Source organism: Pseudoalteromonas sp. NS-SX12, from assembly GCF_057367955.1.
On record NZ_CM170634.1, the window covers coordinates 2,022,563 to 2,045,315 of the forward strand.

21 protein-coding genes are annotated in these 22,753 nt (G+C 41.4%); 17 read left to right on the forward strand and 4 right to left on the reverse strand.

What is annotated here, in order from left to right; genetic code table 11:
• The first annotated feature begins 23 nt into the window (after positions 1–23).
• The 9 genes from AC2IOM_RS09380 (at position 24) to AC2IOM_RS09420 (ending at position 11,885) form a co-directional block, all read left to right on the forward strand.
• Positions 24–2,366, forward strand: coding sequence for a DNA polymerase II (locus AC2IOM_RS09380; protein ID WP_486358200.1), 2,343 nt, complete (start codon positions 24–26; stop codon positions 2,364–2,366).
• A gap of 316 nt (positions 2,367–2,682) precedes the next feature.
• Positions 2,683–5,340, forward strand: coding sequence for a TonB-dependent receptor plug domain-containing protein (locus tag AC2IOM_RS09385; protein WP_486358201.1), 2,658 nt, complete (start codon positions 2,683–2,685; stop codon positions 5,338–5,340).
• Between the two features lie 98 nt (positions 5,341–5,438).
• Positions 5,439–6,404, forward strand: a complete 966-nt coding sequence (locus AC2IOM_RS09390) for a hypothetical protein (RefSeq protein WP_486358202.1) — start codon at positions 5,439–5,441, stop codon at positions 6,402–6,404.
• Between the two features lie 488 nt (positions 6,405–6,892).
• Positions 6,893–7,663, forward strand: coding sequence for a DUF3450 domain-containing protein (locus tag AC2IOM_RS09395; RefSeq protein WP_010559750.1), 771 nt, complete (start codon positions 6,893–6,895; stop codon positions 7,661–7,663).
• Positions 7,664–7,668: 5 nt separating this feature from the next.
• Positions 7,669–9,033: a MotA/TolQ/ExbB proton channel family protein gene (locus tag AC2IOM_RS09400; protein ID WP_010559751.1), complete on the forward strand. Its 1,365-nt coding sequence runs from the start codon at positions 7,669–7,671 to the stop codon at positions 9,031–9,033.
• The gene (locus tag AC2IOM_RS09405; RefSeq protein WP_010559752.1) at positions 9,033–9,557 is read left to right on the forward strand and encodes a MotA/TolQ/ExbB proton channel family protein; all 525 of its coding nucleotides are present in this window, start codon (positions 9,033–9,035) and stop codon (positions 9,555–9,557) included. The genes AC2IOM_RS09400 and AC2IOM_RS09405 overlap by 1 nt, the downstream gene beginning before the upstream one ends.
• Positions 9,558–9,571: 14 nt before the next feature.
• Positions 9,572–9,976 carry an ExbD/TolR family protein gene (locus tag AC2IOM_RS09410; protein WP_010559753.1) on the forward strand — a complete coding sequence of 135 codons (405 nt, stop codon included), beginning with the start codon at positions 9,572–9,574 and terminating at the stop codon, positions 9,974–9,976.
• Positions 9,976–10,593: an energy transducer TonB gene (locus AC2IOM_RS09415; protein ID WP_138630493.1), complete on the forward strand. Its 618-nt coding sequence runs from the start codon at positions 9,976–9,978 to the stop codon at positions 10,591–10,593. The genes AC2IOM_RS09410 and AC2IOM_RS09415 overlap by 1 nt, the downstream gene beginning before the upstream one ends.
• A gap of 8 nt (positions 10,594–10,601) precedes the next feature.
• Complete coding sequence (locus tag AC2IOM_RS09420; RefSeq protein ID WP_486358203.1) at positions 10,602–11,885, forward strand: tetratricopeptide repeat protein; 1,284 nt, start codon at positions 10,602–10,604, stop codon at positions 11,883–11,885.
• Between the two features lie 255 nt (positions 11,886–12,140).
• On the opposite strand, the gene AC2IOM_RS09425 is transcribed toward AC2IOM_RS09420, so the two are convergent.
• On the reverse strand, positions 12,141–12,647 hold the full coding sequence (locus AC2IOM_RS09425) for a nucleotidyl cyclase domain-containing protein (protein ID WP_100914535.1): 507 nt from the start codon (positions 12,645–12,647) through the stop codon (positions 12,141–12,143).
• Positions 12,648–12,689: 42 nt separating this feature from the next.
• Between AC2IOM_RS09425 and AC2IOM_RS09430 the strand changes: the two genes are divergently transcribed.
• Positions 12,690–13,670, forward strand: a complete 981-nt coding sequence (locus tag AC2IOM_RS09430) for a hypothetical protein (RefSeq protein ID WP_486358204.1) — start codon at positions 12,690–12,692, stop codon at positions 13,668–13,670.
• Positions 13,671–13,673: 3 nt separating this feature from the next.
• Here AC2IOM_RS09430 and AC2IOM_RS09435 read toward each other — a convergent pair whose 3' ends face one another.
• Positions 13,674–14,003: a TraR/DksA family transcriptional regulator gene (locus tag AC2IOM_RS09435; protein WP_010559758.1), complete on the reverse strand. Its 330-nt coding sequence runs from the start codon at positions 14,001–14,003 to the stop codon at positions 13,674–13,676.
• An 82-nt stretch (positions 14,004–14,085) separates the two neighbouring features.
• Positions 14,086–15,051 carry a tRNA-dihydrouridine synthase gene (locus AC2IOM_RS09440; protein WP_486358205.1) on the reverse strand — a complete coding sequence of 322 codons (966 nt, stop codon included), beginning with the start codon at positions 15,049–15,051 and terminating at the stop codon, positions 14,086–14,088.
• A gap of 225 nt (positions 15,052–15,276) precedes the next feature.
• Between AC2IOM_RS09440 and AC2IOM_RS09445 the strand changes: the two genes are divergently transcribed.
• The 7 genes from AC2IOM_RS09445 to AC2IOM_RS09475 all read left to right on the forward strand — a co-directional run bounded on the left by AC2IOM_RS09445 (position 15,277) and on the right by AC2IOM_RS09475 (position 21,223).
• Complete coding sequence (locus AC2IOM_RS09445; protein ID WP_100913691.1) at positions 15,277–15,816, forward strand: HvfA family oxazolone/thioamide-modified RiPP metallophore; 540 nt, start codon at positions 15,277–15,279, stop codon at positions 15,814–15,816.
• A 74-nt stretch (positions 15,817–15,890) separates the two neighbouring features.
• The gene (locus AC2IOM_RS09450) at positions 15,891–16,742 is read left to right on the forward strand and encodes an HvfB family MNIO-type RiPP peptide maturase (protein ID WP_486358206.1); all 852 of its coding nucleotides are present in this window, start codon (positions 15,891–15,893) and stop codon (positions 16,740–16,742) included.
• Positions 16,742–17,476 (forward strand): HvfC family RiPP maturation protein, encoded by a 735-nt coding sequence (locus AC2IOM_RS09455; protein WP_486358207.1) that lies wholly within the window; start codon positions 16,742–16,744, stop codon positions 17,474–17,476. The genes AC2IOM_RS09450 and AC2IOM_RS09455 overlap by 1 nt, the downstream gene beginning before the upstream one ends.
• A 67-nt stretch (positions 17,477–17,543) precedes the next feature.
• Complete coding sequence (locus AC2IOM_RS09460; RefSeq protein ID WP_021033034.1) at positions 17,544–17,672, forward strand: hypothetical protein; 129 nt, start codon at positions 17,544–17,546, stop codon at positions 17,670–17,672.
• A gap of 173 nt (positions 17,673–17,845) precedes the next feature.
• Positions 17,846–18,397, forward strand: coding sequence for an adenine phosphoribosyltransferase (gene apt / locus AC2IOM_RS09465; RefSeq protein WP_010559764.1), 552 nt, complete (start codon positions 17,846–17,848; stop codon positions 18,395–18,397).
• Positions 18,398–20,851, forward strand: coding sequence for a DNA polymerase III subunit gamma/tau (gene dnaX / locus AC2IOM_RS09470; RefSeq protein WP_486358208.1), 2,454 nt, complete (start codon positions 18,398–18,400; stop codon positions 20,849–20,851).
• A gap of 45 nt (positions 20,852–20,896) precedes the next feature.
• The gene (locus AC2IOM_RS09475; protein WP_010559766.1) at positions 20,897–21,223 is read left to right on the forward strand and encodes a YbaB/EbfC family nucleoid-associated protein; all 327 of its coding nucleotides are present in this window, start codon (positions 20,897–20,899) and stop codon (positions 21,221–21,223) included.
• Between the two features lie 84 nt (positions 21,224–21,307).
• Here the strand turns inward: AC2IOM_RS09475 and AC2IOM_RS09480 are convergent, their stop codons facing one another.
• Positions 21,308–22,477, reverse strand: a complete 1,170-nt coding sequence (locus AC2IOM_RS09480) for a lipid-transfer protein (protein WP_486358209.1) — start codon at positions 22,475–22,477, stop codon at positions 21,308–21,310.
• Positions 22,478–22,753 lie beyond the last annotated feature (276 nt).

Genomic DNA, 22,753 nt, shown 5'->3' on the forward strand with positions numbered 1-22,753 from the left:
AATCAAGTTTAATAATAGTTGTAATGGTAATTGAGCGTACTTTTTCTGGATTAATTTTAACCAAACAACAGTTTGACCGCGACGGTAAGCTGACCTTAGTGTTTTGGTTAAAGTCTAAAGAAGGCCCTGTACGCGTGGAAGTGACAGGTGAGCAGGCGGTGGTATTTTGTTTATCAGAAGATGCAAAATGGTATGCCGATGCGCTTAAGCGAGAGGGGATTGCTTTTGAGCAAAAGTCTCTGTCGCTTAAACATTTTAATCAAAGTAACGTTAGCGGCTTTTATTTCATTAGCTTGAAAGCTTTTTTTGCTGCAAAAGAAACAGCAAATGAAGCCGGTGTGATCCTTTACGAACAGGATATTCGCCACGCTGAGCGCTATTTAATGGAGCGTTTTATTCAAGGACAAGCATGGGCAAAAGGGCAATATAAGTTTAGCCAGGGTGTGCATTGTTTGTATCAAGCAAAACTTGCTAAAAGTGAACAAGCGAGTTTAGCCGCGCACGAATTGACTTGTGTCTCACTCGATATAGAGTGCAGTGGGTTAGGGGTGCTCTATTCGATAGGCTTTTATAATGTGAATTACCAAAAAGTGGTAATGATAGGGCAAGGTGAAAGTCACGAGTGGTTGGAGTGGGTTGCTGATGAAACCGCCTTACTTAAGCGCTTTGTTGCTATCACACAAGAATTAGACCCAGATGTATTTATAGGCTGGAATGTTATTGATTTTGACTTTTCGATGCTAGCTAAGCGAGCAGAAGCACTGGGTATAACGTTGTCGCTTGGGCGGTTTGCAAGTCAGCTTCGAGTGACGCAATCGAAAATCAATAAACTTAACTTACCCGGCCGTATGGTGCTTGATGGCATCGATATGCTGAAAAACGCAAGCTATCATTTTTCTAGCTTTCGTTTAGGGCAAGTAAGCTACGAATTACTCGGTGAAGAAAAGCTGATCCAAGGTGGCGATACGCTTGCAGAAATCGAACGCCAGTTTAAACACGAAAAACTAGCGTTAGCCAAATACAATCTGCAAGACTGTAAGCTGGTATGGGATATTTTTCAGAACAAATCACTAATCGATTTTGCCATTGCAAGGTCCAAACTCACAGGGCTTGATTTAAACCGCCTAGGTGGTTCCGTCGCAGCGTTTACCAATTTATATTTGCCGCATTTACATCGTGCTGGGTATATCGCCCCTAATTTAGGTGACTCCCCAGTACAATTTGAAAGCCCAGGTGGCTATGTAATGGACTCACTTCCAGGGCTTTATAAGAATGTCTTGGTACTTGATTATAAAAGTCTTTACCCATCAATCATTCGCACTTTTAAGATTGATCCCATGGGGTTAGTTGAAGGGTTAATGGAAGATGATGCGATCGAGGGATTTAACGGCGCTCAGTTTTCACGCACCAAACATTTTATCCCCTCGCTTATCAGTCAGCTATGGCAAGCAAGAGAAGCGGCAAAAAAAGCCAAAGATGAAACTATGTCTTATGCCATAAAAATTATTATGAATAGTTTTTATGGCGTATTAGGTTCGACCGGATGCCGGTTTTATGACCCGCGCTTGTCAAGTTCGATTACCATGCGTGGTCATGAAATTATGAAAAAAACCAGGCAGTTAATAGAACAGGCTGGTTATCAAGTGATCTATGGTGATACGGATTCAACCTTTGTCTCGATAGACGGAGAAGCCTGTAAAGCAACATGTAACGACATAGGTAAGCAACTAGTTAACAAAATAAATAGCTACTGGCAGGCTGAGTTGAGTGAGAAAGGGTTAGACAGCGCACTAGAAATTGAGTTTGAAACTCATTATCAGCCGTTCTTTATGCCGACATTGCGCGGTGAAACAACCGGGTCGAAGAAGCGTTATGCCGGTATTACCCAAGATGGAGAGCTAATATTTAAAGGCCTTGAAGCGGCGCGTGGCGATTGGACTCGTTTAGCGAAAGAGTTTCAGACCGAGTTATACCAACGACTATTTAGCAATCAAGCTGTCGATGAATACATCACACAACAGGTTAGTGCCCTTAAATCAGGCGCATTTGATGACAAACTTGTATATCGCAAGCGCTTGGGGCAAGAGCTTGAAATGTATCGCCGTAATATCCCACCTCATGTTAGAGCAGTATTAGATTACCAGCTAAAACACCCCGATTTTTTCATCAAACGAGGCGACTGGGTGAATTATCTTGTAACACTTGACGGCCCCGTTTACGTAGCTGAAGGTGATGTGTCAGGAGTAAATCGAATCGATTATCAACATTACTTAGATAAGCAACTAAAGCCAATTGTAGAGGCGCTTGAAAAGGCGTTAATGTTAAATTTTGAACAATTGGTTAATGAGCAACAAAGCCTTTTCTAAAAAGTTCAAAAAAAGTGTAATTTTTTGATTACAATTTGTACTTACTAATGCTTTCAAGTAAATTGTATTTAAAATCAGTCGCTTAGGTTTTTATTGTAACATGAGTAGAAGTGTTTCTAAGTGTGTATAAATGTGATCCACCTGAAACATCTAAGGCGCAAATGTTAAAACTTTATAAACACATGTTGACCGATGTTTGCCCTTATGATTATTATTGCTCTCGGATAAATGAGTTTCGACTCAAAAAAATCAATCAACAATTTGTTAGATTGTGAATAAAAGTAAATCCACAAATGTGGTCCAGGGAGAAATCTAAATGTTAAATAATAAACTAGCGAAGGCGGTTCGTTTAGCGATCGCTTTCGGTGGTGCTAGCACTGCTGTGTTTGCAGCAAACGCTAATGCCGCTGAAGAACAAGCAGCTGAAGCTGTTGAACGTATCGAAGTAACAGGTTCTCGTATCAAGCGTACTGATATGGAAGGTGCGAACCCTGTAGTTGTAATCGACAGAGCGTCTTTAGACAATTCAGGTCAATTAAGTGTTTCTGACGTGTTAAACAGATCTACGTTTAACTCTTTTGGTTCAATTCAACCTTCATCTGGTAATACTGCACAAAGCCAAGCTACTGTAAACTTACGTGGTTTAGGCTCAAGCCGTACATTGGTACTTATCAACGGTAAGAAAATGCCAGGTTCACCTGTAATGGGTGGTGGTGCAGCTGACTTAAACACTATTCCTTTCGCTGCGGTTGAAAGAATCGAAGTTATGAGTGACGGTGCGTCTGCTGTATATGGTTCAGATGCAATTGCAGGTGTTGTAAACATCATTCTTCGTGACGACTTTGAAGGCGTTCAAGTTCAAGCTCGAGCTGGTAGCCCAAGCCGTGACGGTGGTGGTGATGAGTCTTCATTCTCAATCATCACTGGTCTTTCAAATGACAAGTCAAGCATTGTTTTCAGCTATGAACACGACGAACGCGATATCATTTTCGCACGCGACCGTTGGTTTACGTCTTCTACGGACGATGGTTCAGGCACTTACGGTGGTACTACTGGTTTAAGCTGGTACGGTCGTAATATCTTAGATATGACTACGTTTGAATTTAACCCAATGATCAGTGGTCAAGACTGTTCACAATACGGTGACCTATTCAGTTATCATAATGATGCGCCAGACTTCCCAGATGATGACGGCTGTCACTTCGATTACACAGCGGTATCAGCAGATGCTGCGTCAACTAAACGTGACTCAGTATTCGTAGACTATGATTATGAAGTAAGTGATAACACTACTTTTAACTTCCGTTCTCTACATGCTCGTAACGAAAGCTTTGGCCGTTACGCTCCTGCAGCTGGTTGGTTTACATTCCCTATGGACATGCCAGCTGAAAATGGTCTAACAGCAGTTAACGAAGGTGACCGTGGTTACTATCGTTTCAACAACGTTGGCTCATCACGTGATACTTGGCAAGTAAGTAACATGCAAGACTGGGCTGCTTCTTTAGAAGGCCTAACGGATCTATTTGACTGGCATGTTGATGCTCACTATAACCGTTATGATATGAACGAGTGGGGTCAAGGTTACGTTCACCGTCCAAGTGTTGAGCAAGCAATTCGCGATGGTTGGGATCCTCGTGACCCAGACCAGTCAAAATACACCTCGCAACTTGCCGACCTAGCTGCAAACAGTAACCGTCGTTCAGGTAGTACACTTCGCGAACTTAGTGGTGGCATGACGTTTAACGATCTAGCTGACTTAGGTGCAGGTTCAGTAGCTCTCTATGTTGGTGCAAACTATAAAGAAACAACATATTTTGACCAAGCTGAGGCACAAAACGAAGCTAAGAACATCATTGGTACAGCAGGTGGTTCTGCATCTGGTGATCGTGAAGAATACGCAGTTTTTGCTGAGTTAGTAGTACCAGTACTTGATAGTTTAGAATTTAACTTCGCCGGTCGTTATGATGACTTTAGCGATGTAGGTTCATCGTTTGTACCTAAAGCGTCACTTCGCTATCAACCGTTTGAATCTCTTGTTGTTCGTGCTTCATGGGGTCAAGGTTTCCGTGCTCCGACACTTGAAGACCTATATAAAGCGCCTTCAGAATCTGCAAGTAGTGCTAAAGACGTAGTACTTTGTTCATCAGCTGGAACTAACCGTGCAGATTGTCGCACGCAACAGCACACGACTTACTTCATTGGTACTGAAAACCTTAAACCAGAAGAGTCAGAAAGTATTAACTTTGGTATCGTATATAATGTAACGGACAATGTTGACGTTTCATTCGATTACTACAATATTGACATCACTAACCAAGTTTCTTCTCTATCAACTCAAGACGTATTTGATCTAGAAAACATTGGTTTACTAGGTGACCCAGAGAATCCAAATGATAACGCGCCAGGTTATGAAGGTGCAGCTGTAGACCGTGGTGGTAACCCTGCAGGTCGTTCACTTCTTGTTACAGCACCTATGGCGAACATTCCTGGTTTCTCGACAGATGGTTTTGACTTCAAAGCAAATGCATTATTCGATTTAGGTGGTGCAGGTGAAATTAAGACAAACTTCGCTTGGTCAGAAGTTCTGTCTTATGAAGAGCCAGATATCATTGGTTTACCTAAAGTTAACAAGATTGGTCGTAACGGTCTTCCTGAACGTCGTATTTCACTAGGTGCAACATGGTTATTCGAAGATCACACCCTTAATGTGAATCTTAACCATATCGCATCTCAGGCTGAAGAAACTGAAACAGACGAAACTGGTACCATCTTCACTGCTGTTGGTGAGTTAGACGATTACAACATTGTTGACTTAAACTATACATATGCAACACCTTGGAATTTAGACATTACTGCTGGTGTTAATAATGTAACAGATGAAGATCCTGTTTTAGATAGTGACTTAGGTTACGATTCAAACTTATATAGCATCGTTGGTCGTTTATACTTTGTAGGTTTCCGCTACAAATTCTAATAAGATTAAAGATGTATTAAAGCCTGCAATTGCAGGCTTTTTTTATTTGTATGGAATCGATTTAGCTAATATATAACAATAATAAAGGAGTTTTTTTGATGACTTCACATTGGAGCGAATATTGGAAGCAAGGTCATTTAACGTCATTTGGTGAAAGTTATAAAAAAACTTATACAGGGGTGTTAAAAGATCAATGGTTCCCTTTATTTTCAACTCTAAAAGACGGATTTAAATGCCTTGATATTGCAACAGGAAATGGCGGGTTAGCGATTTTAGTTGATGATTTTGCATTCGTTAATAAGATAAGTGGCAGTATAACAGCAATTGATTTTGCTAAAATTAATAACCATGCGATTGATATAGCACACAAGTTTAAAAACAATATTTTATTTAGAGAGCTATTTAAAGCTGAAAATGTAGACAAATTGGATGACAATTATGAGCTAATTACTTCTCAATTCGGTATCGAATATTCTGATATAAGTGAGTCGATAATTGCATCTAAAAAGCGTCTAAGTGCTAATGGTAAGATCGGCTTAATGATGCATCATTCTAATTCTGTAATAATTCAGCGAAATGAAAGAACGCTTATGTTAGTGAGGTCAGAGGCGTTTAGAGCCTGTATGGGACATTTCATTAACCTCGTTGAATGCTCTTTTGATATAACGAGCAAAGAATCACTTAGGCTATTAAAAGTAAATGGAGATGCTGAACATCACCGACATCAATTAAATTACTTATTAAAAGAATTATTTGAATATGATGAAATGGCTGTAAAGGATACGAGCTTACCTGAATATGTATCTCAGTTTATGAAAATTGGCGTCATTTCAGAACGTCATGTTAAAAAGCAATTTATCGAATATCTTAAGACACAGATCGAAACGTTAGAGAATCGTTTGTCTGAGTTGGTAGATGCGGCCTTAACATCAGATAAATTATCTTCACTTATTGAATACGCGAAGTTAAATGGATTGACCGCTACCGAACAAAGTGAAGTTCTGAATGAATCTGGCGAAATACTAGCTTGGTTTGTCGTCTTCGAACATAGTCATATTGAATGAATTTATAATCGTTTTGTCGAGTCTATTAAAGTAATCTTATATAAAGAAGCATGACTTTTATGCTTCTTTATATACTTATGCGTACCCAAACGCATATTTAGTCATTTAAAAACAGAATATCTTTATCAATTCAGCCTAAAAACCTTTCAATAACTTTCTACCTAAGCGTTTTTTTTGAAAAAAAAATTAATTGCGTTAATTGTTAATAATTTTTTACTAAAGCCAATCTGATATGGCTATAAACTCTCTTTCTTGGACGGTATAGCGCGATTAACAAAAGCTTAAATGTAAACAGTTTGTTTATTAAATTGTTGCATTAAAGCATTTGTTTATCTTAGAGCAGTATTTTACTAAGTTTGGCTGTTGACACTCTTCTATGCATTTAGCATTATTGGTGAGTTGGTGCATTTTTTATGTGCACCATTCATGATTGAGTTTTAATCAGTTTAAATTCTAAAAAAGTAACATTACTTAATTGGTTGGGAACTATGTCTGTTAAAATCAGAAAAAGTCTTGTAGCTTCAGCGTTGGTTGGCGCGGTTGCACTTACAAGCAGCAATGTGATGGCAGATCCTTTGAAAGACATTCACAATGTTGAAGGTCAGACTATTAAGGCTGCACAAAAGTCTCAGAACAAAATCGATAACGTATTCGAGCAAACAGTTGAACTGAAAGCGGAGTATGACACTACGATTAACCAAACTGAGATCCTAAAAGTTTATAATGATCACCTAGCACGTTTGGTTGCAGACCAAAATGCTGGTATTGAATCATTAAATAAACAAATCAAAGAAATCGATACAACTAAACGTAACGTTGTGCCTTTGATGTATCGCATGATCGATACGCTTGAGCAATTCATCAAAGCGGACGTTCCTTTTGACACTGAAAAGCGTTTAGACCGTGTTGAAAAGTTACGTGAGTTAATGACTAACTCATCAGTAACGACTTCTGAAAAGTACCGTCAGGTTCTTGAAGCTTACCTTACAGAGAAAGATTACAGCACTGTTGTAACTGCTACTCAAGGTGCTATCAACCTAGATGGTCGTGATATCACTGTAGACTTCGGTCGTGTTGGTCGTATCGCTTACGTAGCTCAGTCTCTAGACCTTAAGAATGCTTGGGTTTGGAACAACTCTACGAAGCAGTGGGACAAGCTAGGTGACGAATACATCAGCCCTATTACTGATCTTATTCGTATGGCGCGTAAGCAAAAAGCTTACGATATTGTTAGCCTTCCAATCTTTGGCGCGGAGTAATCACGATGAAGAAACTATTTAAAGGTTTAGCAGTTGCTACTGTTCTTTCTGTTTCTGCAGGTGCTGCGCTAAATGCACACGCAGATACAGCTGCTCTAGATAAAATCCTTGAGCAAGTTAAGCAAGACCGTATCTCGTCTGGCAAAATTAACAAGCAACGTGAGCAAGAGTTCTTATCAGCTCGTGCTGACAAGCAAGCGTTATTAAAGAAAGCTCAACGTGAACTAGCGGCTGAAGAAGCACGCGGTGATCGTCTTAAGAAGCAATACGCACAAAACGAAGCGACACTAGCGTCTAAAGAAGCAGAACTAGAAACTGCGAAAGGTACGCTTGGTGAAATGTTCGGTGTTGTACGTCGTGCTGCATCTGAAACAATCGGTTCAATCGAAGCGTCACTAGTTTCTGCTGAAAAGCCAGGACGTGAAGAAGTTCTTCGTTCTCTAGCTGCTGCTAAAGAACTACCAACTACTCGCGAACTAGAAGAGCTTTGGATTGGTCTTCAAACTGAAATGACTGAGTCTGCGAAAGTATCATCTTTCGAAACTACAGTTGCTCAGTTAGACGGTTCAGAAGTTAACGCTAAAGTTACGCGTATTGGTAACTTCAACCTTATCTCTGATCAAGGTTACTTAATTTACCACCCAGAAACTAAGCAAATCCAGCCGCTAGGTCGTCAGCCTGATGGTTACGTATTGTCTTCTGCTGAAGCGCTACGTGCTACTCCAGCTGGTTCTTACACTGGTTTCTATACAGATATCACTCGTGGTTCAATTCTACGTCTAAACACGCAGAAAGCGACTCACGAAGAGCGTTTCCACCAAGGTGGTACAGTTGGTTACCTAATCGCAGTATTACTAGTTATTGGTTTCATCATCGCGATTATTCGTCTTGCTGACCTTACACTAACTACTGGTAAGATCCGTTCACAGCTTAAGAATCTTAACACACCAAACGAAAACAACCCGCTTGGTCGTATTCTTAAAGTTTACCAAGACAACAAGTCAGAAGATGTTGAAAACCTTGAGCTTAAGCTTGATGAAGCGATTCTACGTGAAACGCCACGCATCGAAGCTGGTGTTAACATCATCAAGATCTTCGCAGCTATCGCACCTCTAATGGGTCTATTAGGTACTGTTGTAGGTATGATCGAAACATTCCAGCAAATCACGTTATTCGGTACAGGTGATCCGAAGATCATGGCTGGTTCAATCTCAATGGCACTAGTAACTACTGCTCTAGGTCTAATCGCGGCACTACCGCTAATCCTAGTTCACGCTATCGTTGCAAGCCGTTCTAAGTCTGTACTACACATCCTAGATGAGCAAAGCGCTGGTATTATTGCTGCTCACGCGGAGAAGGAGAAAGCCTAATGCTAGTCCTGATGGAGATCTGGGAATCTGTCAGGGATTTTGTGGCTACAGGCGGCCAGGTACTATATGTGGTCGCAATAGCACTCTTTCTTATGTGGGTATTAATGATTGAGCGCTATTGGTTCCTGACCAGCGTGTTTCCTAAAATGAAAAAGGGAATCATCGCTAACTGGGACGCCCGCCAGGACACTACGTCTTGGTATGCACACAGAATCCGTGAAGCATGGATTTCTGAAGCGTCTGAGAAATTAGATGAGCGTATGTTGTTGATCAAAACATTAGTAGCTGTATGTCCACTTATCGGCTTATTAGGTACTGTAACGGGTATGATCGCGGTTTTCGAAACCATGGCTACTCAAGGTACTGGTAACGCACGCTTAATGGCATCAGGTATTTCAATGGCGACGATCCCAACAATGGCTGGAATGGTTGCAGCACTATCAGGTGTATTCTTTAGCACACGTCTAGAAGCGAAAGCGAAGATGGCTAAGAATAAACTTATCGATAGCTTGCCGCATCACTAGAGAGAGATTTGAATATGGCACGTAATAAACGTATTCGTGAAGAAGATGACGCAGCGGTAGATATGACACCGATGCTAGACATCGTTTTCATCATGCTTATCTTCTTTATCGTAACAACGTCATTCGTTAAAGAAGCCGGTATTGAAGTTAACAAACCAAAAGCAGCACAAGCTACCAAGAAGAAAAATGCAAATATCTTTATTGCTATTCGTGGTAACGGTGAAGTTTGGATGGATAAGCGCCAAGTAGATGTAGAACGTGTATCTGCGAACATCGAGCGTCTATTAGCTGAACAACCTACTGAAGTCGTGATTATCCAAGCGGATAAAGAAGCGAAGCACGGTGTGGTTATGAAGGTTATGGACCAGATCAAGGCTACTGGTGACTACCTGAAGATTTCAATCGCTGGAGAAAAGTAATGATTCGTTTTCTGTTTTCACTGATTGCAGGTGGGGCAGTTACTTTCGGCTTATTTTATTTCATGGCGTTCTTGATTTCTGGCGGCGATAAACGCGCCGCCAATGACCAAGAGCAGATTGTAGTCGAAATTATGACGAATCCGCCTGAATCAAAGGTGCAGGAGAGGAAGCGTGTACCGCCTCCGCCTCCGCCGCCACCTAAGCAGCCGCCTAAACCGCAGCCGCCACAACCTGATAATTCGAGTAATAACAACTCAGGATTACAGTTTAATATGCCATCAATTGATGTTGGTGGTACGGCAGGTGGTCTAGATGGCCCAGGCGCATTTGGCCGAGATGGTGATGCTACACCAATCGTTCGAATTGAGCCTAAATATCCGCCACAAGCTGCGCGTGATGGTAAAGAAGGTTGGGTACAACTTCGCTTTACAATCGATGAAGTAGGTGGTGTAACTGATATTGAAGTTATTAACGCAGAACCGAAACGTATTTTCGACCGTGAAGCAAAACGTGCTTTACGTAAATGGAAATACAAGCCTAAGATTGTTGATGGTAAACCACAACGTCAAGCAGGCATCGAGGTTCAACTTGATTTCAAACTTGACCAAGGTAACTAGGAGGCAGTATGAAAACTTTATCTAAAGTGACCGCGCTTGCCTTATTAATTTCACTTGGTGGTGCAGTTTATTCTGCACCAACTTTGGCTAAAGCAGATCCTGCGAAGATTGAAGAGCGCAAGAAACGTAAAACCAAGGTTATGGGTGAACGTACTGGTAAAAAAGTTGTTAGAGCATTCGATGTATACAACGGCGACCAGGAAAAAGGAATCGAGGGCGATGTAGCTGGTGCGCTTCAAATGATGAAGGAAATTGATCCTTCAGATGAATTTGATAAAGCACAAGTTAACTACTACATGGCGCAAATGAGCTACCAGCTTGAAAAGTTTGACGACGCAATTCGTCTTGCTAAAGCGGCAGCTAAGCCAGATGTTCTTAACTTTAAAGACCAAGCAACTGTAATGAAGCTTATTGCAGACTTACAGCGTCAAGAAAAACAGTATAAAGATGCTCGTGATTCTTACTACGCTTGGATGGATTTTACGGGTGAAGAAGACGCAAAAGTTTATTTAGCGATTGCATCAATTTACTACGAAACCAAAGAGTATAAGAACATCATTGCTCCAGCAGACCGTGCAATTGAACTATCTAAAAAAGAGCCAATCAAAAGTGCTTACGACTTAAAAGTTGGTGCTTATGTTGAGCTTAAACAGTTCAATAACGCGGTTAAAACAAGTGAAGAGCAAATTAAGATTTGGCCAACAGAGTACAAGCTTTGGACTCGTTTAGCTTCTTTCTACATGACAGTTGAAGACTACAAAAAAGGTCTTGCAGCTGCGAAAGTAGCAGAGCGTAACAATGCGTTAGAAACAGCTAACCATTTTAAATTCCTTGCAAGTTTGTATTCACTTAACGAAATGCCTTACCAAGCAGGTGTTACACTTGAGAAAGCGGTAAAAGCAAAGAAAGTTAAGAAAGACAAATCTACGGTTTCGACACTAGGTGCATATTTCCATAATGCTAAGCATTATAACAAAGCAGCGAAGTTCTACATTGAAGCAGCTGATTTCGATAATGACTCTGAGTTATATCGTAAAGCAGGTTCGATGTTCGTAACGAGCGAAGACTATGCACTAGCGGTTAAAAACCTTAGCAAAGCACTTGAGCTTGGCAATAAAAAGAAAGGTCAGATCCACTTAGATCTTGCAGAAGCATACCTTCAGCAAGAAAAGTATAAGCTGGCTTATCAAAATGTTCGTAAAGCGATAGATTATCCGCAAACGAAGAAATTTGCTAAGAGCTGGTCTCAGTATATTAAAGACAAAGCGATCCGTAAGGGCGTTAAAATTTAATAGCTGAACGCGCACAAAAAGCCCCAATTGGGGCTTTTTTAATGCCTAAAATTTATCGTTTATTTACGGCAATTAAATGTTGAATCGTGCAATCAGATTAATTCACAAACTCGCCACATAAAATGCACCAGCCGCAGTAGTTTTAGTCGAATATCGACAAAAATATATCACTTAATCGCTACAACACGGCAAGCTGCGCTAAATCTATTCACTACAAAGTAGCTAGGTGTTACTCTCAGAATGCCGTTTTAAATGCTAGTGAATGGTATATGTTTCTAGCTGATACGCATTAACACCACTTTGCTCTGCATAATGAAGAGCGGTAATTGTCTTTTCAAAAATAGCACCAGGTTCAATAGTAAGCTCTGGCTTCACGTTCACGGCACCAATGCTTAAGTTGCAGTGCAATAAGCCCAGCTTCTCTTGTTCTAATAGCGCGTTTTGAATGCGGGAAACAATCACTTTTGTGCCTTCAGTATCGAGCCCAAATAACCCCATCGCAAAGCAATGTTCGTTAAAGCGACACGTAATATCGGTGCTGCGCAGTGTTTGCTCGGTCAGAATATTACCTACTTGAATTAGTTTTGCTTTTTCAGTCTCCGAAGTGGTTCTGATATGTGGATTAAATAATAGAATAGACAAACTATCGTTATCACGTATTAACCTATGCCATTCGCGGTTAAAAATTTCCATAAAGTATGCTTGGTTGTATAATCCAGTTTCCGTATCGCGAAATGAGGCGTTTTGAAAAGAAAAAATCATAAGCGCTCTCCAGATTACCATCTCTTTTAAGGTTAGATTAAATTGATTAAATTTACGCAATTATTACTACCAATTTGTTTCGCTTTTTTATTATTTGGCTGCGATGACGCCTCAAACAGCCACTCAGAGGCCGAGTTAGTAACGTCTTTAAAGCAGCTTAATACCTTACTTTACCCGTCACAGAGCGAACCTAACGACGTTTTGTGGCCTATGAGCGACCATTATTTAACGAAAAGAGATAGTCTATTTAAACAATTATTGCGAGCATCCGAAAAACCTCACCCAGAAGCCCAGTTGTTGGCGATAGAGCAGCGCTTTACCGAACGTTTCTTTCCTTGGCCGTACAATGCCAATCCGGTATTAAATTATTTACAGAGCGCGTCTCAGGTTGAAGATGCCGACGTCGCAGACTTTATTGCCTTTAGTCAGCAAAAAATGAGCAATGCCTATCAAGACAAAGTTCGTCTCAGTCGCTTTGAGCTAAACGCGCTGTTACGCCAACTAGCTAACGCGGAACAACAGCTAGAACCATTCCCAGCAGCAAAAGCCGTATTAGCTGAATTTGAGAGTTATTTAAAAGATTACTCACCACGTAGAAGCCCAGGCGTTGGGGCCTTACCTAATGGTAAAGATTGGTATCAAGCACGTTTAAACTACTTTACCAATGCGGCTCAAAAACCTGCGGATGTGTTAAATCGTCTGTTAATTATTAAGCAAAGTGTAAACAGTGAACCACAATTTATGATTTGTTTTACAAGCGCAAAATGCGCTAATAACTCAGGCTTAGACTGGCGTACAAAATACAGTGATCGCCGCGCGGAATTTGCAGCCGTGCCGTTTGGTAAAGAACAAGCTGTAATTGCAGAAGTTGATTTCGGTATTCATGCGCAGGCATGGAGTAGTGAGCATGCACTTACAGTGCTAACCAAGCAGTTAGAGATTGATGAAGAACGCGCTAATCGTGTACTAGCAAAAATATTACAAGAGCCAGCGCTTGCGATGGTAAATATCCCATTAGGCTAATGCCTAATGGGAACATGCTTTACAGCGTTGTGTTGCTGGGTCGTTATCGAGTAACTCCAACTCAATAGGTTCTTCACAGTCTGCACAATAGCCATATTGGCCAATTTCAAATTGCGCAATTGCCGCCTCCAACTGAATTAAACGACTCAGTTTAGGTTCATGATTTAATAGAAAGTGCTGTTCCAGAAAATCTGGCCAATCGCTATAGTTAATAGCATGTAAGTCATTAACAATTGCGGGCTGAACTTGTCCATAATGTTCAATTACCTCTTTGCGTAACGCTTCCAACTCTACTTCAAGCCTACGTTTGAATAACTCAAGTGACACGGTCATTCTCATTCCCCTTTTTATTCCTAGCACCTAAGGGTGCAATATTGAATTATAGGGACTTGATAAACGCGCGATATGATATGAATCAACAAGTAGTAACTTTGTTACTCGCCTGTAAAATTTTATCGAGCACTTCTTGACTCGATTTAAGGCGTTTTATTTCTTCAAAAAAGAGGTTTGCTTCGGTGTATTGTAGTTTTAAATAGCCAAGCCATTGTTTTGTACGACTGGCGAAGTAACGTTCACTGTTACCGCCATCACAATGCATTGATGAGTCAATTATATGGTGTAGTATTTGCTGCCACGATAATGCAGTGTAATGTTCGCCATTGCGCTTGCTGACAATTTCAGCTGCCAGATCGGGCTTTGCCAACGCACCACGACCTAGCATCACATCATCACAGCCACTGCGTTGTTGGCACAATCTATAATGGTCAAAATTCCACACCTCACCGTTGGCAACCACATTGATATCAGAGGTGGTTTTGAGTGGTTTTATTTTTTCCCAATACGCAGGAGGGCGGTAGCCGTCACGTTTTGTTCTTGCATGAATCGCGATACTTGAGGCGCCGGCACTGCAAACAGCATCAAAAACTTCTTGGCTTTGAGAGCAGTCATCAAAACCAAGGCGAACCTTAGCTGATACCTCATCATCCACAGGCACCGCATCTCGCACAGCTTTTACGATTTGGTAAATTTGCTCTGGTTCTTTGAGTAGTACTGCACCGCCTTTACTTTTATTAACTGTTTTTGCAGGACAGCCAAAATTCAAGTCAACGCCGTGAGAACCAAGTTCAACTGCACGCTGTGCATTTTCTGCAAGCACATTTGCGTGTTGTCCCAGTAATTGTATGCGCACAGGGGTGCCAGATTGGGTTTTTCCCTGATTGTTTAACTCAGGGCAGTATCGATGAAATACACGAGCAGGTAATAATGCATCAACAACACGGATAAATTCAGTAACACACAGGTCAAATCCACCAATATCGGTGAGCAATTGTCGCATATGGAAGTCAACAACACCTTCCATCGGTGCCAAAATCAGTTTCATTGTAACCCGTGTAATAGCTATCTCGGCGGCGATTTTAACGAGCTTATGAGCGAAACACTATTATTTTTTTTATTACAAGGCTAAACTGATATTGCTCAATGGGTTAGCTGTACCATAATGAGATTTACAAAACGAATTGATCAAAAAAATTTAAATTTATTTGAAAGAATATTTTTAAAAGCTAGGTCATTTTAAACAATCAAGTAAACGTAAAACGAGACAACTATGAAAACACTTAATAAAAATTCAGTAGCTTTAACAGTAGGTGCAGCAGTAATTGGTGCATCAAGCCTAGTTTCTACAGCGGCAAACGCTAACCCTTTCCAAGTTACCGCAATGCAATCTGGTTATATGCTTGACGCTGGCGAAGGCAAATGTGGTGAAGGTAAATGCGGCGGCGACAAAAAAGCTGAAAAAGAAGGCAAGTGTGGTGAAGGTAAGTGCGGCGGCGACAAAAAAGCTAAAAAAGAAGGTAAGTGCGGCGAAGGCAAATGCGGCGGCGACCACAAAGCTAAAAAAGAAGGCAAGTGTGGCGAGGGTAAATGCGGCGGCGACAAAAAAGCTAAAAAAGAAGGCAAGTGCGGCGAAGGTAAATGCGGTGGCGACCACAAAGCTAAAAAAGAAGGCAAGTGTGGCGAAGGTAAATGCGGCGGCGACAAAAAAGCTAAAAAAGAAGGCAAGTGCGGCGAAGGTAAATGTGGCGGCGACAAAAAAGCTAAAAAAGAAGGTAAGTGTGGCGAAGGCAAGTGCGGCGGCCACAAGTAATTAGTTAACCCTATTTCAGGCTAACTAGTCAAAAGGCCAGCTTAGCTGGCCTTTTAGTTAATTAAAGAATAAATATGTTTGGAGGGGCGGTGAATAAACACAATTTTGGAATGGTAGGACTTGGTCTACGACGTGAAATGCTTGATCCATTAATCGAAGACTACCCAAAACAAATCGATTTTTTAGAAGTTGCGCCTGAAAACTGGTTGATCTTAGGTGGCGCATTAGGCAAAAAGTTTAAGCAATTAACCGAACAACATAATTTTGTGTGCCACGGATTATCCCTTTCAATCGGTTCACCTGAGCCACTTGATATTGATTTTGTTAAAGATCTTAAAGTCTTCTTTAAACAACATAATATTAAAGCCTACAGCGAACATTTAAGTTATTGCTCGGGTACAGGGCATATGTATGATCTGATGCCAATTCCATTTAGTGAAGAAGCAGCCCGTTATGTCGCAGAGCGCATTCGTACGGTGCAAGATATCCTTGAAATGCCTATCGCGATGGAAAACGTATCGTATTACGCAGCGCCCGGGCAGCAAATGTCTGAATTAGACTTCACTAACTTGGTTTTAGAAGAAGCCAACTGCGAGTTATTACTCGATGTAAATAATATTTATGTTAATGCCGTAAATCATGGTTACAGTGCCAGCGAATTTTTAAAAGGGCTTCCTACCAAACGCATTAGCTACGGCCATATCGCCGGGCATTATAATGAAGCGGATGATTTAATTGTTGATACCCATGGCGCAGATGTAATAGACCCTGTTTGGCAATTGCTACGCGAGGCGTATCAAATTCATGGCGTATTCCCGACCTTGTTAGAGCGTGATTTTAACATTCCAGCGATGCCCAAATTATTAGGTGAAGTTGATACTATTGCCGCAATTCAGGCAGAGAATATTAAGCGAGAAACAGCTTAATGAGTTTTCAAGCTACCCAAAATGCCTTTATGCAGCATATTCGCGATCCTGAAAATCACCAGTTCCCCGATATTGAAGATCGTCGCTTAGCAATTTACCGAGAGCTTTTCTTTAACAATGTTGAAGGCTTTGTCAGTTCTGCGTTTCCGGTACTTCAGTCGCTTTATAGCGAACAAGAGTGGCTGGTATTAGTACGTAAGTTTTTTAGCCAACATGATTGTAAATCACCTTACTTTTTGCAAATTTCTGAAGAGTTTTTGGCGTTTGTATCAAATGAATATACGCGTACAGTGACCGACCCAGAATATATGCTGGAACTTGCGCACTACGAGTGGGTTGAATTGGCACTTTCAATCGCAGATCAAGATCCAAATGAAAGGGCTGTTTCCGATATCCAAACGCAACCACTTTATTTTTCATCGCTTGCGTGGCGTGTAAGTTATGCTTACCCCGTGCAATTCGCATCAAGCGAGAATTCCGAGCTATCGACACTTGAAGAAGGTAATCATTTGGTTATTTATCGCGACGGTGATGATGATATTCAGTTCGTTGCCATTAATGCGATAACCGCGCACTTAGTACAATTAATTGAGTCAACGCCAGGCATTAAATTTAGTGCAGTACGCGACACAATGCAGCAACTGTTACCCCAGTTTGATCCAGCTACGCTAGAAACAGGTTTAATCACTACACTTAACGATTTAGCACAAAAAGCAGTATTGGTCACAAAATAACACTTTTGATCTAGATCAACTTCTACTATTATATGCGGCGATTTTTCGTGCTTAAGATGTAGAGGTAATGATGGCGCACAAAGGTGATTTTAAAGACCCGTTCAATGCAAAATACTTTATTGGTTTCCTAGTTGTATTTGCAGGTATTGGTTGTTTAAATGCAATTCTAGGTTGGGCGACGCTACTAAGCGCTTAATACCATACCTTCCACATATTTTGTGATTTTAGGCCGATTTATCGGCCTTTGTTGTTTCTGTAATACCCCGTTGTGCAATAGATAATCGAAAGGGCTCGATTAATTATGCGAAGCGGAGGTTTTTTGTTTCAAACTTTGTATAATGACCTGTAATTAAAATATTGGGGAAAACCATGACTTTGTCAGTTTCAGACCTAGAACTAGTAAAAAACAGCATTGCGACTGTGCCAGATTATCCAAAACCAGGCATTATGTTCCGCGATATTACTAGCTTATTAGCTGAGCCTAAAGCGTTCCAAACCGTGCAAAAAGCACTGGTAGAAAAATACAAAAACCAAGAATTTGATGTAATTATTGGTACTGAATCTCGCGGCTTCATTTTTGGGGCACCGCTTGCACTTGAATTAGGCATTCCATTTGTCCCAGTGCGTAAGCCAGGCAAACTGCCACGCGAAACGGTATCGCAGTCGTATCAACTTGAATACGGTGAAGATACCCTTGAAATTCATAAAGATGCAATTAAAGCGGGCGATAAAGTATTGCTAGTAGACGACTTATTAGCAACTGGCGGCACTATCGAGGCAACCGTTAAATTGGTTGAAAAACTCGGTGGTAACGCAACCGACGCAGCATTTGTTATTTCATTGCCAGAACTAGGCGGTGAAGCGCGCCTAGACGGCCTAGGTTTAAACATACTTAAATTAGTTGAGTTTGAAGGCGAGTAAATGAGCTATCAAGTTCTGGCAAGAAAGTGGCGTCCACAAAACTTTCATCAGTTAGTTGGGCAGCAACACGTTAAACAAGCATTAGTAAACGCGCTTGATCAAAACCGTTTGCACCATGCTTACTTATTTACCGGTACACGTGGTGTAGGTAAAACCACTATTGCCAGAATTTTTGCAAAAAGCTTAAACTGCGAATCAGGCATTACAAGTCAGCCTTGTGGCAGCTGTAATGCCTGTGTTGATATCGAGCAGGGCCGTTTTATCGACCTAATTGAAATCGATGCAGCGTCGCGTACCAAAGTAGAAGATACGCGCGAAATTCTCGATAACGTGCAATACGCGCCCACGCGTGGCCGTTATAAAGTGTACCTCATCGATGAAGTGCACATGCTCTCTAAACACAGTTTTAATGCACTATTAAAAACACTAGAAGAGCCACCAGAGCACGTTAAGTTTTTACTAGCTACGACCGATCCGCAAAAATTACCCGTCACTATTTTATCGCGTTGTTTGCAATTTAATTTGGCCGCATTGTCGGAAAATGAAATTGAAACACAACTAACGCATATTTTGCAGCAAGAGCGACTGGGTTTTGAACCAGAAGCGCTTAAGCAATTGGCACAAAGTGCCAAAGGCAGTATGCGCGATGCACTGAGTTTAACTGACCAAGCCATCGCTCAAACTAACGGTAATATTAGCCATCAAGCAACCAAACAAATGCTTGGTTTAATGGATATTACTTGGGCACAAAGTTTATTGATTGCGGCCATGGCCAGCGATGGAGATAGCTTATTAGAGCTAAGCGCAAAATTGGGCTTACAAAATGGCAACTATGGTGCAGTACTCGATGACTTAATTAAGCTATGTCATTTAATACTCGTGTCTAAGTTGGTGCCAAGTGCTGCGCAACTGAGCGACCAATATGCTGATTTTATTAGTGAACTGGCAAATGAAGCAGATACCCGTGAAATACAGGTGTATTACCAGCTCCTACTAAACGGTAAAAAAGATTTAATGCTTGCGCCAACCGAGCAACTTGGCTTTGAAATGGTGATGTTAAAGTTACTGGCGTTTGAACCTGCACAAATGCAGGCACAAGCACCGGCGCAGCAAAACCAATCAGCGCAAACACAGCCACAAGCTCAACAAGCAACGCCAAGCGCGCGTGTTTCTCTTAAAGAACAATTAAAAAAACAAAAAGAAGCTCTCGATAATAAACAGGTAACGCAGCCTCAACCTGAGCCTGTTCAACCTGTAGTAGAAAAACCAGCACCGCTTGCTCCTGCAACAGAAGTTCCCGCACCACAGGTACAGACTGCACCAGTGCAATCTCAGGAACAACATTCACAAGAACAACCATCTCAAGAACAATTAGAGCAGCAAGTAAATCAGCAAATGGATGACGTACTTGCACAAGCTGAGCAGTTGACAGCGCAATCGCCAGCGCCTGAAATGTTTGAGCAACAGCAACAGCAACAGCAACAGCAACAGCAACAGCAACAGCAACAGCAACAGCAACAGCAACAGCAACAGCAACAGCAACAGCAACAGCAACAGCAACAGCAACAGCAACAGCAACAGCAACAGCAACAGCAACAGCAACAGCAACAGCAACAGCAACAGCAACAGCAACAGCAACAGCAACAGCAACAGCAACAGCAACAGCAACAGCAACAGTTCGATAGTGCACCAGAGCCACTGCAAATGCTTGAGCAGGTGGTAAATGAACAGCCACCAGTAGAAGAGTCACCTCAGCCAAGCTTTGAGCAAAATTTTAATAACGAAGCCGAAGCAATCGCGAAAATTTTAGCGCGCCGCAATGTGTCGGGCTCGGGTTCACTTATTCAACCGGACGGTAGCGAAACGTCAATAAAAAAGACTGAGCCCCAGCAAAGGGGCGAAAACTTTGCAAAACCAAAGCAAAGCCCACTTGAAAAATACCGCGGAGAAACTCAGCATGTGGCACCTGAGTTAATTGAACAATTAACGCCAGAGCCAAAGCAAGAGGAAGCACCTGCCCCAGAGCCTCAAGTTATTGAAGGCTTTGAAAGCCCAATTTCACAAGAGCGTTTTGCTCATCAGCAAGATGATTGGGCAAATAAAATTGAAACCATGGGACTCGGTGGTCGCGTGCGTCAATTTGCTCTGCACAGTATTTATCAGCAAAATGGGGCTGAAGTGAGCTTACTGGTTGACAGTGAACAGCGACACCTCGACTCACCTATGCTGCGTGAACAGTTGCAACAAGCACTGTCAAATTTACTAAATACGCACGTTGAATTAATTATTAATTTTAACGATGTGGTAGAACAAACACCGTTTAAAATTCAGCAAAAAATTGATGCATTTCGTCATCAACAAGCGGTGCACACCATTAAAAACGACCCAATTATCACTCAGCTCATGACACACTTTGACGCAGAGCTAGATGAAGGTACAATAAAGGCATTATAATTCTGTTGGTAGCCTCGCTGCCATGCATTAAAAGAGAGAAAAATTATGTTTAAAGGCGGAATGGGTAACATGATGAAGCAAGCGCAGCAAATGCAAGAGCGCATGCAAAAAGCCCAAGAAGAAATCAAAAATATGGAAGTAGTTGGCGAAGCAGGCGCAGGCCTTGTGAAAGTAACTATGCTAGGTAGCCACAATGTTCGTCGCATCGACATTGATGAGTCATTAATGGAAGATGACAAAGAAATGATCGAAGATCTAGTTGCAGCAGCAATCAACGACGCAGTACGTCGCGTAGAAGAAGGCTCAGCTGAGAAAATGGCTACAGTAACGGGCGGTATGCAGATGCCTCCAGGCTTCAAAATGCCGTTCTAATTTAGAAAGCATTTTATGTTTTGAAAAATAGCGCCTTTTGGCGCTATTTTTATATGTATTAGATATATCTATCAGAATTCAAAACTACTTTTGATACAGGGTAACTACCACAGCGCCACCTAAGCCAACATTATGCTGTAACGCAAACCTTGCGCCTTCAACTTGTCTTTTTCCTGCTTGGCCTCGTAAATGCCAGCATAATTCAACACATTGCGCTATGCCAGTTGCACCAATGGGGTGGCCTTTTGACATCAAACCACCAGATGGTCCAATCACAAACTTACCTCCGTAAGTATTGTCGCCGTCTGAAATCAGCTTTATTGCTTCACCTTCTTCACACAGTCCAAGCGCTTCATAATTAATTACTTCATTGGTGGTAAAGCAATCATGTAATTCAATTACATCAACATCTTGAGGTGAAACACCCGCTAGGTTAAAGGCTTTATTGGCAGCGCGTTTAGTCATATCAGCCCCAACCGAAAGAATAGGATCTTGCCATGACTCTTCAGTGTCGGTTGCCATGGCTTGGCCAATAATTTTCACCCCATGTTTAATATTATGTTTTTTAGCAAAAGCATCACTACACAGAATAGCAGCTGCAGCGCCGCAGGTAGGCGGGCAAGCCATAGTGCGCGTCATATAATCATCAAAAATTATTTTGTCATTAAGCACACTTTCTACGCTAAGTGGTGTTGAAAACAATGAATAAGGGTTATGTATAGCATGACTTCGTGATTTTACGGCCACTTTTGCATAAAGCTCGCTAGTGACATTATATTTTTCCATATAATGTTTTCCGGCTGCACCAAATGCGCGTAGTGCAATCGGCGCTTTTGCAATACCAAATTTATCATACACTGCATTGGCTCTATCAAACGGGTTTTCCCTATCAGACCAATGTGAGCCGAGCGCACCAGGTTGCATTTCCTCAAAGCCAAAAGCCACAACACACTCAACCTCACCAGACAATATAGCCTGCCTTGCAGCATAGAGCGCTGTTGAACCACTTGAGCAATTATTATTAACATTAATGATAGGAATACCGGTTTGCGCAACATCATAAAACGCATGCTGCCCACAGGTACTATCGCCATAAATATAGGCTGCATAGCCTTGTTCGATTTGGCTTACATTAACGCCAGCGTCAGTAAGTGCCAATCTAATAGCGTTTGCAGCCATTACGCGATACGGCTCTTGTTGGCCAGGTTTACAAAACTGTGTCATACCGACGCCAGCTACGATTACATTCTTCATTTTCAGCCTGTTGTTTTTATTATCTGAATTTTATTTTTACATTAAATACCAAGTATTAAGTGATTTAAAGATTAACCAAATACCTTACTTTTTAGCACTTTGTTTGTGTTATGGAACGTATAAACCGTAACAATAACGCTAACAAGTACATCTTTATTAGTTCGGAATTTCAATTACGAAAGCCTTTATATTATTTAAGCCAAACTGCAGGTGGTATGTTTTGGCACATTCCTTGACATATTATTAGATAGTTTATTAAAACGTTCAAAGGATGCA

Coding starts and splice junctions, on each gene's coding strand:
- AC2IOM_RS09380 (WP_486358200.1), top strand. CDS start 24: ATGGTAATTGAGCGTACTTTTTCTGGATTAATTTTAACCAAACAACAG.
- AC2IOM_RS09385 (WP_486358201.1), top strand. CDS start 2,683: ATGTTAAATAATAAACTAGCGAAGGCGGTTCGTTTAGCGATCGCTTTC.
- AC2IOM_RS09390 (WP_486358202.1), top strand. CDS start 5,439: ATGACTTCACATTGGAGCGAATATTGGAAGCAAGGTCATTTAACGTCA.
- AC2IOM_RS09395 (WP_010559750.1), top strand. CDS start 6,893: ATGTCTGTTAAAATCAGAAAAAGTCTTGTAGCTTCAGCGTTGGTTGGC.
- AC2IOM_RS09400 (WP_010559751.1), top strand. CDS start 7,669: ATGAAGAAACTATTTAAAGGTTTAGCAGTTGCTACTGTTCTTTCTGTT.
- AC2IOM_RS09405 (WP_010559752.1), top strand. CDS start 9,033: ATGCTAGTCCTGATGGAGATCTGGGAATCTGTCAGGGATTTTGTGGCT.
- AC2IOM_RS09410 (WP_010559753.1), top strand. CDS start 9,572: ATGGCACGTAATAAACGTATTCGTGAAGAAGATGACGCAGCGGTAGAT.
- AC2IOM_RS09415 (WP_138630493.1), top strand. CDS start 9,976: ATGATTCGTTTTCTGTTTTCACTGATTGCAGGTGGGGCAGTTACTTTC.
- AC2IOM_RS09420 (WP_486358203.1), top strand. CDS start 10,602: ATGAAAACTTTATCTAAAGTGACCGCGCTTGCCTTATTAATTTCACTT.
- AC2IOM_RS09425 (WP_100914535.1), bottom strand. CDS start 12,647: ATGATTTTTTCTTTTCAAAACGCCTCATTTCGCGATACGGAAACTGGA.
- AC2IOM_RS09435 (WP_010559758.1), bottom strand. CDS start 14,003: ATGACCGTGTCACTTGAGTTATTCAAACGTAGGCTTGAAGTAGAGTTG.
- AC2IOM_RS09440 (WP_486358205.1), bottom strand. CDS start 15,051: ATGAAACTGATTTTGGCACCGATGGAAGGTGTTGTTGACTTCCATATG.
- AC2IOM_RS09445 (WP_100913691.1), top strand. CDS start 15,277: ATGAAAACACTTAATAAAAATTCAGTAGCTTTAACAGTAGGTGCAGCA.
- AC2IOM_RS09450 (WP_486358206.1), top strand. CDS start 15,891: ATGTTTGGAGGGGCGGTGAATAAACACAATTTTGGAATGGTAGGACTT.
- AC2IOM_RS09455 (WP_486358207.1), top strand. CDS start 16,742: ATGAGTTTTCAAGCTACCCAAAATGCCTTTATGCAGCATATTCGCGAT.
- AC2IOM_RS09460 (WP_021033034.1), top strand. CDS start 17,544: ATGATGGCGCACAAAGGTGATTTTAAAGACCCGTTCAATGCAAAATAC.
- apt (WP_010559764.1), top strand. CDS start 17,846: ATGACTTTGTCAGTTTCAGACCTAGAACTAGTAAAAAACAGCATTGCG.
- dnaX (WP_486358208.1), top strand. CDS start 18,398: ATGAGCTATCAAGTTCTGGCAAGAAAGTGGCGTCCACAAAACTTTCAT.
- AC2IOM_RS09475 (WP_010559766.1), top strand. CDS start 20,897: ATGTTTAAAGGCGGAATGGGTAACATGATGAAGCAAGCGCAGCAAATG.
- AC2IOM_RS09480 (WP_486358209.1), bottom strand. CDS start 22,477: ATGAAGAATGTAATCGTAGCTGGCGTCGGTATGACACAGTTTTGTAAA.